The organism is Actibacterium sp. D185-2, from assembly GCF_054954595.1.
The window spans coordinates 581252-593519 of record NZ_JBPWNX010000001.1 but is presented as its reverse complement, the minus strand read 5'-3'; the positions used below and the strand labels follow the sequence as shown (position 1 = coordinate 593519).

General features: G+C 66.0%; 11 protein-coding genes. 4 read left to right on the top strand and 7 right to left on the bottom strand.

The window, feature by feature from the left end; all coding sequences use genetic code 11:
- The first annotated feature begins 5 nt into the window (after nucleotides 1-5).
- Nucleotides 6-356, top strand: coding sequence for a carboxymuconolactone decarboxylase family protein (locus tag ACSR1C_RS02960; protein ID WP_460257822.1), 351 nt, complete (start codon nucleotides 6-8; stop codon nucleotides 354-356).
- 10 nt (nucleotides 357-366) lie between these two features.
- Nucleotides 367-804, top strand: a complete 438-nt coding sequence (locus ACSR1C_RS02955; protein WP_460257821.1) for an EF-hand domain-containing protein — start codon at nucleotides 367-369, stop codon at nucleotides 802-804.
- 21 nt (nucleotides 805-825) lie between these two features.
- Here the strand turns inward: ACSR1C_RS02955 and ACSR1C_RS02950 are convergent, their stop codons facing one another.
- The 3 genes from ACSR1C_RS02950 to ACSR1C_RS02940 form a co-directional block, all read right to left on the bottom strand.
- Entirely contained in the window at nucleotides 826-3315 is a 2490-nt protein-coding gene (locus ACSR1C_RS02950) for a GcvT family protein (protein ID WP_460257820.1), read from the bottom strand.
- Nucleotides 3316-3430: 115 nt separating this feature from the next.
- Entirely contained in the window at nucleotides 3431-4933 is a 1503-nt protein-coding gene (locus ACSR1C_RS02945) for an ArnT family glycosyltransferase (RefSeq protein WP_460257819.1), read from the bottom strand.
- Nucleotides 4930-5916 (bottom strand): 2-hydroxyacid dehydrogenase, encoded by a 987-nt coding sequence (locus ACSR1C_RS02940; protein WP_460257818.1) that lies wholly within the window; start codon nucleotides 5914-5916, stop codon nucleotides 4930-4932. The genes ACSR1C_RS02945 and ACSR1C_RS02940 overlap by 4 nt, the downstream gene beginning before the upstream one ends.
- A 124-nt stretch (nucleotides 5917-6040) precedes the next feature.
- Here ACSR1C_RS02940 and ACSR1C_RS02935 point away from each other — a divergent pair, with 124 nt between their 5' ends.
- Together ACSR1C_RS02935 and ACSR1C_RS02930 are read left to right on the top strand one after the other, a co-directional pair.
- Nucleotides 6041-6535: an SH3 domain-containing protein gene (locus tag ACSR1C_RS02935; protein WP_460257817.1), complete on the top strand. Its 495-nt coding sequence runs from the start codon at nucleotides 6041-6043 to the stop codon at nucleotides 6533-6535.
- A gap of 72 nt (nucleotides 6536-6607) precedes the next feature.
- On the top strand, nucleotides 6608-7492 hold the full coding sequence (locus tag ACSR1C_RS02930; protein WP_460257816.1) for a cation diffusion facilitator family transporter: 885 nt from the start codon (nucleotides 6608-6610) through the stop codon (nucleotides 7490-7492).
- Here the strand turns inward: ACSR1C_RS02930 and ACSR1C_RS02925 are convergent.
- From ACSR1C_RS02925 to coaBC, 4 genes are read right to left on the bottom strand one after another with little or no spacing between them, the layout of a single operon-like run.
- Nucleotides 7489-9516 (bottom strand): M3 family metallopeptidase, encoded by a 2028-nt coding sequence (locus ACSR1C_RS02925; protein ID WP_460257815.1) that lies wholly within the window; start codon nucleotides 9514-9516, stop codon nucleotides 7489-7491. The two genes, ACSR1C_RS02930 and ACSR1C_RS02925, sit on opposite strands and share 4 nt — an antisense overlap.
- 51 nt (nucleotides 9517-9567) lie before the next feature.
- Entirely contained in the window at nucleotides 9568-10599 is a 1032-nt protein-coding gene (locus tag ACSR1C_RS02920; protein ID WP_460257814.1) for a HesA/MoeB/ThiF family protein, read from the bottom strand.
- 3 nt (nucleotides 10600-10602) lie between these two features.
- Nucleotides 10603-11070 carry a dUTP diphosphatase gene (dut, locus tag ACSR1C_RS02915; RefSeq protein WP_460257813.1) on the bottom strand — a complete coding sequence of 156 codons (468 nt, stop codon included), beginning with the start codon at nucleotides 11068-11070 and terminating at the stop codon, nucleotides 10603-10605.
- Nucleotides 11067-12263, bottom strand: coding sequence for a bifunctional phosphopantothenoylcysteine decarboxylase/phosphopantothenate--cysteine ligase CoaBC (gene coaBC, locus ACSR1C_RS02910; protein WP_460257939.1), 1197 nt, complete (start codon nucleotides 12261-12263; stop codon nucleotides 11067-11069). The genes dut and coaBC overlap by 4 nt, the downstream gene beginning before the upstream one ends.
- Nucleotides 12264-12268 lie beyond the last annotated feature (5 nt).

Genomic DNA, 12268 nt, shown 5'->3' with positions numbered 1-12268 from the left:
ATCAGATGAGCTGGACCCAGAAACGCGACGACACCAAAAACCAGTTGCGCCGCCTCAACAAAACCATCCCCGACGCCACCCGTGCCTTTGGTGCGCTGGGCAAGGCGGTGAAAGAGGGCGGAACGCTGGACTTCAAGGAAAAGGAATTCGTGGCCCTTGGCATCGCCATCGCCCTGCGCTGCGAATCCTGCATCGTGCTGCATATGGAGGCGCTGATCGGCGCCGGGGCCAGCCGCGAAGAGGTCGGCGATGTCCTGGCCATGGCGATGCAGATGGGTGGCGGCCCGGCCATGATGTACGCCGCCAAGGCGATGGAATGCTATGACGAACTGGTCGCGGAAAAAGAGGGTGAATAGGGAGGGTCCGATGAAGACGCTGTTTGTGACCGTTGCGGTTGCGGCCCTCGCATCCGCGCCCGCCCTGGCGCAGGGCGCGCCGGGGATTCACTTCGTCGAAAACTGGGATCTGGACGGCGACGGTCAGGTGACACTGACCGAGGCCGAGGAACGGCGCGGCGATGTGTTCTATACCTTCGACGCGGATGAGGATGGCATGCTTTCGGCCGAGGAATATGTGTTCTTCGACGAAGCCCGCGCCAATGACATGCAGACCATGGCCCAGGGCCGCGCCAACCGGGCGCTGCAGCAGGCCGCGAACGGCATGTCGCTGATCTTCAACGATACCGATGGCGATGGGCAGGTCAGTCAGGATGAATTCATCGCCCATACCGCCGACTGGCTGTCGATGATCGACAGCAATGGCGACGGGGTCGTGACCACCGACGATTTCGGCCCGCGCGGCTGATCCGCACGGCCGAAGCGGCCCCTATCCGTCCACGCGGATCGTGGCGTTGGCCGGGTCATAGGGGCTGTCTTCGGTCACCTCGGCCGGCCACAGCCGGTCGAACATCCGCACCTGCAACCGTGTGCCCGGCACGGCCAGATCGGGCCGGACATAGCCCATGCCGATGCTTTTGCCGAACGCCACCGAATAGCCGCCCGAGGTCAGCCGCCCCACCCGCGTCTCGCCACTATACAGCGCCTCGCGCCCCCAGGGGTCGGCATCCGCGGGGCCGTCGATCAGCAGGGTGACGCATTGGCTGCGGATCCCCTTGGCCAGCATCGCGGCCTTGCCGTGAAACTCTTTGCCCGGATCGACGAACCGGTCCAGCCCGGCCTCCAGCGGGGTCGCGTCGCGGCCCAGTTCGGTGCCGAAGGCGCGATAGGATTTTTCCTGCCGCAGCCAGTTTTGCGCCCGCGCGCCGACCAGTTTCAGCCCATGCGCAGCCCCCGCCGTCATCAGCCGGTCGAACAGGTAATTCTGCATCTCCATCGGATGGTGCAGTTCCCACCCCAACTCGCCGGTATAGGCCACGCGGATGGCGCGGACCGGGCACATGCCCAGCTCGATCCCGCGCATCGACAGCCACGGGAAGCGTTTGTTCGACAACACGGTTTCGGGTGCGGCATCCTTGACCAGCCCGTTCAGCACATCGCGCGCCTTCGGCCCCGCGACCGCGAAGACGCCCCATTGCGATGTAACGTCCTGAACCTCGATATACCCGAATTCGGGCGCCTTGTCCGCGGCCGCCTTGCGCAGGAAATCGGCGTCATAGGCCTGCCAGGCCCCGGCCGAGACCAGGTAATACTCATCCTCCCCCAGCCGCACGATCGTGTATTCGCTGCGCGTGGTGCCCGCGCCGGTCAGCGCATAGGTCAGGTTGATCCGGCCGACCTTGGGCAGCTTGTTGGTGGTGAACCAGTCCAGAAACGCGGTCGCCCCGGGGCCTTTGACCACATGCTTGGTGAACGCGGTGGCGTCGATCAGGCCCACGCCGTCGCGGATCGCGCGCGCCTCGTCCACCGCATAATCCCACCAGCCGCCCCGGCGGAAACTGCGCGCGGCGTGATCGTCGAAGCCTTGCGGGGCGAAATAATTCGGCCGCTCCCACCCGTTCACGCAGCCGAACTGCGCCCCGTGCGACGCCATGCGGTCATAACAGGGCGCCGTTTTCAGCGGGCGGCAGGCGGGGCGCTCTTCGTCCGGGTGGTGCAGGATATAGACATGCTCATACGCCTCTTCGTTCTTGCGGGCGGCATATTCGGTCGTCATCCATGGGCCAAAGCGTTTCGGATCGAGCGAGGCCATGTCGATCTCGGCCTCGCCGTCCACCATCAGCTGCGCCAGATAGTGACCGGCCCCGCCCGCCGCGGTGATGCCGAAGCTGAAACCTTCGGCCAGCCACATGTTGCGCAGTCCCGGCGCGGGACCCAGCAACGGGTTGCCATCGGGCGTATAGCAGATCGGGCCGTTGAAATCGTCCTTCAGCCCCACGGTTTCCGACGACGGAATCCGGTGGATCATCGACAGGTATTCCTCCTCGATCCGGTCCAGGTCGAGCGGGAACAGATCGGCGCGGAATGTGTCGGGGCAGCCGTATTCGAACCGCGCCGGCGCGCCGCGCTCATAGGGGCCCAGGATCCAGCCGCCGCGTTCCTCGCGCACATACCATTTGGCATCGGCGTCGCGCAGCACCGGGTGTTCGCCGTGGGTCTTGCGGTACGCCACCAGCGCCGGGTCGGGCTCGGTCACGATGAACTGATGCTCCACCGGAATGGCGGGAATCTTCAGCCCCAGCAGACGCGCGGTACGTTGGGCGTGGTTGCCGGTAGCGGTCACCACATGCTCGGCGGTGATCTCGATCCGTTCGTCCAACGGCACCAGATTACCGCCCTTGTCGGCCATTTTGGTGCAGGTCACGATCCAGTCCGACCCGGTCCAGCGGTATCCGTCCACCTGCCACTTACGCTCGATCACCACGCCGCGCTGACGGGCGCCCTTGGCCATGGCCTGGGTCACATCCGCCGGATTGGTATAACCATCGGTGGGGTGATAGATCGCGCCTTTCAGATCCTCGGTGCGCACCAGCGGCCAGCGCGCCTCGATCTGGGCGGGGGTCAGCCACTCATAGGGCACGCCGCAGGTTTCGGCAGTGGTGGCATAAAGCATGTATTCGTCCATGCGCGCATCCGTCTGCGCCATGCGCAGATTGCCGACCACCGCAAAGCCCGCGATCAGGCCGGTTTCTTCCTCAAGCGTCTTGTAGAACCGGATCGAATAGTCGTGGATATGGGTCGTCGCAAAGGACATGTTGAAATAGGGCAAAAGCCCCGCCGCGTGCCAGGTCGAGCCCGAGGTCAGCTCATCACGTTCCAGCAGCATCACATCGGACCAGCCCGCCCGGGCCAGATGATATGCAATCGAGGTGCCCACCGCACCACCACCAACGACCAGAGCTTTGACATGGGTTTTCATCGGGCACGACTCTCTTTGCTTACCGCTGCGCCAAACATGCCCGTTTGCACCGGGGCCGGACAGTTAACGCCGACCTCCTGTATCGCAAATCCGACCTGCCCGGTATTTTCGGCGGTCAGCCCTGCGGATCCGGCAGGCGAATGATCGCATAGCGGACGGTCGCGGTTTCGACATCTTCGAAACGGTAGGGCACGATGATCTGGCCGCGCGTCATCGCCGCGTTCAGATCGGGCAACGTCACGCCGTACCCCGCCAGCACGCCCGCGATCCACTGATCGTCGCCGGGCTCGATCAGCACCAGCGTGTCACTGTCCAGCGCCCCGGTGCCCGCGGGCTGCGGCGGCAGCACGGTCCAGTCCGGCCGGTGGTATTTCAGATTGCCGGTGAAATAGAAGCCGCTGATCACCACCGGGCGCCCCGGCAGCAGCTTGTCCAACTCATCTGCCAGAACATCGACCCGCATTGAATCGTTGCCCGCCCCGCGCAGCCGGATATCCGCCATCGCCGCCAGCGCCGCCAGGCCAAGGAAGATGACAAACCCGTAGACCACCCTGTGCTTCCAGCGTGCGGCATGGCGCCCGGCCTCGATGATCAGAACCGGCGTGCACAGGAAAAACGCCGGCAACAGCCACCGCCCCTGCACGTCGCTGACACCCGCCGCCAGCAACCCGGCCAGAAGCGCCGCGGCAGAGATCCAGAAGGCGCGCAGCATCATGCGCGATACAAGGCGTTCATCCGCCTCGGTCACCATCCCGGGCACCGCCCCGGGCACCGCGCCGCGCGGAAAGCGCAAAAACAGCGCGAACAGGATCACGAACAGCATCCCGCCCACGAGATTCGCCCCGAACTCTGCCAGCCCTTCCAGCCGCGGATTGGCAATCCCCGCAATATCCTGCGCATAGAACTTCTGGGTCGAGGCCAGCGCCGCGTGGGCATTGCGGATGAACCACCAGGCCGGCGCCGCGATCATCGCCGCCGCGATCACCCCCGACACCACCAACCGCCACGACATCAGACGCGCCCGCAGTGGCGCGAAGCTGAGCGCCGACAGAAACAGCGGCAGGGCGAAGAACCAGAAATTGTATTTCGACAGCGCCCCCAGCCCCAGCCAGACCCCCAGCATCGCATGATCGCGCCAGCCCCCGCCGCCCCGCAGCAGCCGCAGGAACGCGCCCAGAAACCCGAAGATCGCCACCGCCATTGCGGTCGAATGGGTGCCTGCGCGCTGTGCCTCCCACACCACATTGGGCAGCAGCATCAGCGACACCGTGCCCAAAATCGCCAGCCGCAGCGGAAACGCTACGCGCAGGGCGCAAAACAGCAGGGCATAGGTGGCAAAGTTCAACAGGTTCTTCAGCGACGCAATCGCGAAGGTGCTCACCCCGAAGATCTTGAAGAACGCCGCCTGCATCCAGTTGTAAAGCGGCAGTTGCGGGCCATAGCCCAGCCGGAAATCCTGCCCCAGCACCAGCATCTCGGCCTCGTCCACCTCGAACGAGCCGCCCAGCACCGTCCGCACCACCGTATGCGCGGCGAAATAGGCGAAGACTATCAGCAGGAAATACCGCGCCAGACGGGTGTCGCGGGCCGAGGGGGCCATCGCCACCGCGCGGCTCACAGCATTGCCGGGACAACCAGATCGGGTGGGCGGTGACCGTCGGCGAAGGTCTTGATGTTGATGATCACCTTCTCGCCCATCTCGATCCGCCCCTCGACCGTGGCCGAGCCCATATGCGGCAGCAGAACCACATTGGGCAATTCGCGCAGACGCGGGTTGATTTCATGGCCATGTTCGAACACGTCCAGGCCCGCGCCGGCAATTTCACGCGCGCGCAGCATTCGCGTCAGCGCATTCTCGTCTATCACCTCGCCGCGCGAGGTATTCACGATCACCGCGTCGGGCTTCATCAGCTTCAGCCGCCGCGCATTCATCAGATGGAAGGTCGAGGGCGTGTGCGGGCAGTTGACCGAAATCACATCCATCCGCGCCACCATCTGATCCAGACTTTCCCAATAGGTCGCCTGCAGCTCCTGCTCGATCTCGGGGTGCAGGCGGCGGCGGTTGTGATAGTGGATCTGCATGCCGAACGCCGTGGCCCGGCGCGCCACGGCCTGACCGATCCGGCCCAGGCCAAGAATGCCCAGACGCCGCCCGCCGACGCGCCCGCCCATGAACGCGGTGGGGGCCCAGCCTTCCCACTTGCCGGACTGCATCATGGCCAGCCCCTCGGGGATGCGCCGCAGCACCGCCAGCATCAGCGCCATGGTCATGTCGGCGGTGTCCTCGGTCACGACGCCGGGCGTGTTCGCCACCAGAATGCCCCGCTGCCGCGCGGTCTGCACATCCAGATGATCCACGCCCGCGCCATAATTGGCGATCAGCTTCAGCCGGTCGCCGGCGCGCGACAGCATTCCCTGATCAATGGTGTCGGTCACCGTGGGCACCAGGACATCTGCGCGCTGCATCGCCTCGACCAATGCCTCGCGCGACATCTTTTCGTCGGTCTCGGACAGTTCCACGTCGAAGAGTTCCTTCAACCGGGTCTCAACGACCTCGGGCAACCGTCGCGTGACGACAACACTCAGACGTTGACCGGGCATCCGGTGCCTCCCCATTCTTTCCAAACCGCGTTCGTAATGGCAAACTGTCCGAGAACGGGGCGATGCACAAGACCCCGTCGCGAATGAGGCAATATGTCCCCGGCGCGGGACGATCGAGGCAAACATGCGGGCGTTTCTGATAAGACTGGCGCTGATGCTGGCGACGGCCGGCACGGGGGCCATGGCACAGGAGCGCGGGCCGGTCACCAACCTGCCGATCCCGCGTTTCGTGTCGCTGAAAGCCAGCGAAGGCTATGCGCGGCACGGCCCGGGCAAGACCCACCGGATCGACTGGGTCTACAAGCATCGCAACCAGCCGCTGGAAGTCACCGGCGAATACGGCCACTGGCGCCGGGTGCGCGATCATGACGGGGCGGGCGGCTGGATGCATTACTCGCTGCTGTCAGGAGTGCGGACCGTACTGGTCGAGGCCGACCTGCTGGCGTTGCGGCGCGCGCCCCAGCACGATGCGCCGATCGCCGCCAATGCCGAAATGGGCGTGGTTGCCCGGCTGGAGAAATGCACCCTCGACTGGTGCCGGATCAGCGCCGGCGGACAGGTCGGCTGGGTTCCGAAAACCGCGCTTTGGGGTGTCTTCCCCGACGAAATTCTGGATTAACCGCCCCTTGCCCCGCGCCCCCGGCTACGCTAGGCGACAGACGATCCCACCGAACAGGAGCGTCGCCCGCCAATGCCGCGCGACCCGAACAGAATGAACATCTCGGCCGGGCTGGCCTCTGCCAGTGTGGCGCTGACGCTGGTGCTGCTCAAGCTCTGGGCGATGGGCGCAACCCAGTCGCTGTCGGTTGCCGCCTCGCTGGCCGATAGCGGGCTTGATCTGATGGTGTCGCTGGGCGCGCTGGGCGCGCTGATCTATGCGATGCGCCCCCCGGACGAGGATCACACCTTCGGCCACACCTCGGCCGAGGATCTGGCCGCGCTGGGACAGGCGCTGTTCATCCTGATTTCCGCCTGCGTGATCTTCTGGGCCGGTCTGCGCCGCCTGCTGTCGGATGCGCCGATGCATCTGGCCGCCGAAGGGCGCGGCATGGCGGTAATGGCCATTTCCGTGGTGCTGACGGTGCTGCTGCTGTTATGGCAGCGCTATGTCGCGCGCAAAACCGGCAGCCGCGTGGTTCAGGCCGATTCGCTGCACTATCTGGGTGATCTGCTGCCCAATCTGGGCGCGATCCTGGCGCTGTGGGCCTCGGCCCGGTTCGGGCTGAATCAGGTGGACAGCGTGGTGGCACTGGGCGCGGCGGCGATGATGGCGGTGGGCGCGCTGAATATCGGCAAGGGCGCGATGGACGCGCTGATGGACCGCGCCGCCGATCCCGAAATCGTGGCCGGTATCGAAAAGATCGCCGCCGAATGGCCTGGCCTGCACGGCTATCACGACCTGCAGACCCGCACCGCGGGCAGCAAGCTGTTCGTGAACCTGCATATCGACCTTGACGGCACCCTGCCGCTGACCGAGGCGCACGACATCGGCGCCGGGCTGAAACACGCGATCATCCGGGCCTATCCGCAGGCCCAGGTCATCATCCACAAGGATCCGGTGCGCGACGCGGGTTAAGCCGCGTCCAGCAATCCCCGCCCTTTCAACAGCGCCTCGACCCCCGGCAAGCGGCCCCGGAACCGGGTATAAAGCGCCTCGGCCTCTTGCGAGCCGCCCGCCGACAGGATGAACCGTTCCAGATTTTCCGCAGTCGCCGGATCAAACGCGCTGCCGGCCTCCTGGAACGCCTCGAACGCGTCGGCATCCATCACCTCGGACCACATGTAGCTGTAATAGCCGCTGGAATAGCCGTCACCGGAAAACACATGCGCGAAATGTGGCGTGGCGTGGCGCATCCGGATGGCATGCGGCATCCCCAGCCGATCCAGAACCGCGCCCTGCGCGGCCATCGGATCGGCGGGCGGCTCGCCTTCGTGAAACGCCAGATCGACCAGCGCCGAGGCCACATATTCCACCGTCTGGAACCCCATGTCGTAATTCGCCGCCGCCAGCAGCCGGTCCAGCATGTCCTGGGGCATCGGTTCGCCGGTTTTCGCATGGGTGGCGTATTGCGACAGCACCTCGGGCACCTCCAGCCAATGCTCGTAAAGCTGGCTGGGCAGCTCGACGAAATCGCGCGCAACCGAGGTGCCCGAAATCGATTCATAGGTCACATCCGACAGCATCTGGTGCAGCGCGTGGCCGAATTCGTGGAACAAAGTGCGCGCATCGTCATAGGACAGCAGCGCGGGATCCCCCGCCGCCGGTTTGGCGAAGTTGCACACGTTGTGAACGATGGGCTGCACCGCGCCGCCCAGCTTGTGCTGCGACCGGCTGGCCGAACACCACGCGCCCGAGCGTTTCGAGCCGCGCGCGAAATAATCGCCGATGAACACCGCCACATGCGCGCCGTCGCGGGTCACCTCCCACGCGCGGGCGTCGGGATGGTAAAGCGCCACGTCCAGCGGGCGAAATTCCAGATTGAACAGCCGGTGCGCCACGTCGAACGCGGCCTCGATCATCCGGTCGAGCTGCAGATAGGGTTTCAGTTCGGCCTCATCCAGATCATGCTCGGCCTTGCGGCGCTGTTCGGAATAATAGCGCCAGTCCCAGGCTTCCAGCCGGCCATTGACGCCGTCCTTGTGCATCATTGCCTCCAGCACCCCGGCATCGGCAGTGGCGGCGGATTTGGCGGGTTCCCACACCGCCATCAGCAGCGCGCGCACCCGGTCGGGCGTCTTGGCCATTTCGGTTTCCAGCTTGTAGCTGGCGAAATCCTTGTAACCCAACAGTTGCGCACGTTCGTGCCGCAATTGCAGGATCTCGGCGGCAATGGCGCGGTTGTCGGTCGGCCCGCCATTGGCGCCGCGCGCGGTCCAGGCCTCATACGCCTTTGCACGCAGTTCGCGCCGGGGCGAGAATTGCAAAAACGGCACGATCAACGAACGCGACAGCGTCACCACCGCCCCCCCCACGCCCTTTTCCGCCCCCGCCGCGCGGGCAGCGGCAATCACGAAATCCGGCAGCCCGTCCAGATCGTCTTCGGCCAGTTCCATGAACCAGTCACGCTCATCAGCCAGCAGGTTCTGGCTGAACTCGGTCCCCAGCACCGCCAGCCGTGATTTCACCGCCGTCAGCCGGTCGCGCGCCGCGCCTTCCAACAGCGCCCCCGCCCGTACGAAACTGCGCCGGGTCAGCATCAGAACGCGGGCCTGCTCCTCTGTCAGGTCAAGGCTGTCGCGTGCCTGCCACAACTCCTCGATCCGCTGGAACAGCGTGGCGTTCATGGTGATTTCCGACGAATAGGCCGACAGTTTCGGCGCGAATTCACGCTGAAGCGCGTCGCGCGCATCGTTGGCATCGGTACCCGCCAGCGAATAGAACACACCCAGCATCCGGTCCAGCCGCTTGCCCGCCCCTTCCAGCGCCTCGATCGTGTTGGCGAAGCTGGGGGCCGCGGCGTTGTCGGCGATCGCCGCGATTTCGGCCCGTGCCTGCGCCATCGCGGCATCGAAGGCAGGCGCGAAATCCGCGTCCCCGATCACGGCATACGGGGGCAGTTCAAAGGGCGTGGACCAGTCGGTCAAAAGCGGGTTTGTCATGGGGGACTCCTTTGCACAGAAGCTAGGCACGGCGCGCGGCAAGGTCCAGCCTCAGCCGCCACAAACCGGGCAATCGGTGCGCGGTTTCAGCGCGATCTGCCGGTTCTCGCCGTAAAGCGCATCGTAAAGCTGCAGCCGCCCGCGCAGGCTCTGGCCCGCGCCGGTGATCTCCTTGATCGCCTCGACCGCCATCATCGCGCCCACCACGCCGGGCAGCGCGCCCATCACGCCCGTCTCGGCACAGCCGGGCACCAGCCCCGCCGCCGGGGCCTGCGGAAAGATGCACTGATAGCACGGCGCGCCAGAGGCCGGGTGATACAGGCTGATCTGCCCTTCCCACTGGGTGATCGCGGCCGCGATCAGCGGCTTGCCCGTGGCCACGGCCCCGCGGTTGATCATATAGCGGGTGTCGAAAGTGTCGGTGCCGTCCAGGATCAGATCATAGCCCGCGAACAGCTCTGCCGCCGTGTCGGCCGCCAGACGGCACCGATAGGGACGCACGGTGATGAAAGGGTTCAGGGCTCGCATTGCCGCTTCGGCGGAAAACACCTTGGGCATGCCGATCCGGGCGTCGGTGTGGATCACCTGCCGCTGCAGGTTGGAGGCATCCACCACATCGTCATCGACCACGCCGATGGTCCCGACCCCGGCAGCGGCCAGATACAGCAGCGCGGGCGAACCAAGCCCACCCGCGCCGATCACCAGAACCTTCGCCTCTTTCAGCCGCTTCTGCCCCGGACCGCCAACCTCGCGCAGCACGATGTGGCGGGCGTAGCGTTCCAGCTCTGCATCGCTGAAACTGCCGGCTTTTGCCTGAACCTGCGGCGGGCGGGCACGGGCCCGAAGCCCAACCAGCAGCGCGCGATACCCCGCCACCAGCGCGCCCAGAACCCCCAGGGCCAGCCACAGCTCTTTCGACCCGCCGGTGGCCTGGCGCAGCGCGTGGCCCTCGGGGAACGCCACCTGCACGATCAGAACGGCGACGTACAGCAGCGCCAGCATCAAAAGCCGCGCACGCACCGGCACATTCAGCACATAGCCGATGCCCCACAGCGCCCCCGCCAGGATCAGCACCAGCCCCATCAATCAGCCCCGTCCGGTAGAGCCGAACCCGCCCGTGCCGCGTCCGGTTTCGGACAAATCGCCAACCACCTCGAACGCCGCCTGCACCACCGGCGCCACGATCATCTGCGCGATGCGGTCGCCGTGGCGCACGGTATAGGGCACATCCCCGAGGTTCACCAACAGCACCCCCAACGGGCCGCGATAATCGCTGTCGATGGTGCCGGGCGTGTTGGGCAGGGTGATCCCGTGTTTCAAGGACAGCCCCGAACGCGGCCGGATCTGCACCTCGAACCCATGCGGGAATTCCATGCGAAAGCCCGTGGGCACGATGCGGCGTTCCATCGGGTGCAGGGTAAAGCCCTGCGCACGGATCGCGGGCGGCAGGTTGGCGCGCAGGTCGGCCCCCGCCGCCCCCGCGGTCTCATACGCCGGCAGCGGCAGCGTGGTGTCGGCCCCCTCGTCCCACAGGATGCGGATGGTCGGGATCATGTCAGCGCCTCCGCAATCAGTTGCGCCAGACGGCTGGCCACCTGATCCTTGCCCATGCGCGGCCAGCTGTCGGCACCCGCGTCGGTGATCAGCGTCACCGCGTTTTCCGTGCCGCCCATGATGCCGGTGGCGGGCGAGACGTCATTGGCCACGATCCAGTCGCATCCCTTGCGCGCGCGTTTCGCGGTGGCATGGGCGATCACATCGTCGGTTTCGGCGGCAAACCCCACCACCAGCGCGGGCCGTCCGGTTTCCATCTGCGCGACCGTGGCCAGAATGTCGGGGTTTTCGGCAAATTCCAGCGCGGGCAGGCTGCCCTTGCCGTCCTTCTTCATTTTCGAGCCCGCGCTGTTGGCCACGCGCCAGTCGGCCACCGCCGCCGCAAACACCGCCGCATCGGCGGGCAGCACGCCTTGCACCGCGTCCAGCATCTGGCGCGCGGTTTCGACCCGTACCACCGCCACCCCGGCGGGCGGCGGCACATCGGCGGGGCCGGTGATGAACACCACCTCGGCCCCCAGCGCCGACAGCGCCCGCGCAATCGCCGTGCCCTGCGCGCCCGAAGATCGGTTGGCGATATAACGTACCGGGTCGATCGGTTCATGCGTCGGGCCGGATGTCACGATGACGCGCTTGCCCTTCAGCGGCCCACCGGCCAGTGCAGCCTCGACCGCGGCGACAATCTCCAGCGGTTCGGCCATCCGGCCGGGGCCGTATTCGCCGCAGGCCATGTCGCCCTCGTTCGGGCCGGCGAACAGGATGCCGTCGCCCTTCAGCGTGGCGATATTGCGCTGGGTCGCGGGGTGCTGCCACATCCGCACATTCATTGCGGGTGCGATCAACACACGCTTGTCGGTGGCCATCAACAGGGTCGAGGCCAGATCGTTGGCCAGCCCGCCCGCCATTTTGCCCATCAGATCCGCCGTGGCCGGGGCCACCACCACCAGATCGGCGGCGCGCGACAGCTCGATATGGCCCATCTCGGCCTCATCGGTCAGATCGAACAGGTCGCGGTACACCTTCTGCGCCGACAGGGCCGAGGCCGAAAGCGGGGTCACGAACTGCTCGGCCGCCTGGGTCAACACCGGCGTCACGGTCGCGCCGCGTTCGCGCAACCGGCGGATCAGATCAAGCGACTTGAACGCCGCGATCCCGCCGCCGATGATCAACAAGATGCGTTTGCCTGCCAGCATGGTCG

What these genes read in the sequence shown, in the direction of transcription:
- ACSR1C_RS02960 (WP_460257822.1), top strand. Translation starts at nt 6, where the DNA reads ATGAGCTGGACCCAGAAACGCGACGACACCAAAAACCAGTTGCGCCGC.
- ACSR1C_RS02955 (WP_460257821.1), top strand. Translation starts at nt 367, where the DNA reads ATGAAGACGCTGTTTGTGACCGTTGCGGTTGCGGCCCTCGCATCCGCG.
- ACSR1C_RS02950 (WP_460257820.1), bottom strand. Translation starts at nt 3,315, where the DNA reads ATGAAAACCCATGTCAAAGCTCTGGTCGTTGGTGGTGGTGCGGTGGGC.
- ACSR1C_RS02940 (WP_460257818.1), bottom strand. Translation starts at nt 5,916, where the DNA reads ATGCCCGGTCAACGTCTGAGTGTTGTCGTCACGCGACGGTTGCCCGAG.
- ACSR1C_RS02935 (WP_460257817.1), top strand. Translation starts at nt 6,041, where the DNA reads ATGCGGGCGTTTCTGATAAGACTGGCGCTGATGCTGGCGACGGCCGGC.
- ACSR1C_RS02930 (WP_460257816.1), top strand. Translation starts at nt 6,608, where the DNA reads ATGCCGCGCGACCCGAACAGAATGAACATCTCGGCCGGGCTGGCCTCT.
- ACSR1C_RS02925 (WP_460257815.1), bottom strand. Translation starts at nt 9,516, where the DNA reads ATGACAAACCCGCTTTTGACCGACTGGTCCACGCCCTTTGAACTGCCC.
- ACSR1C_RS02920 (WP_460257814.1), bottom strand. Translation starts at nt 10,599, where the DNA reads ATGGGGCTGGTGCTGATCCTGGCGGGGGCGCTGTGGGGCATCGGCTAT.
- dut (WP_460257813.1), bottom strand. Translation starts at nt 11,070, where the DNA reads ATGATCCCGACCATCCGCATCCTGTGGGACGAGGGGGCCGACACCACG.
- coaBC (WP_460257939.1), bottom strand. Translation starts at nt 12,263, where the DNA reads ATGCTGGCAGGCAAACGCATCTTGTTGATCATCGGCGGCGGGATCGCG.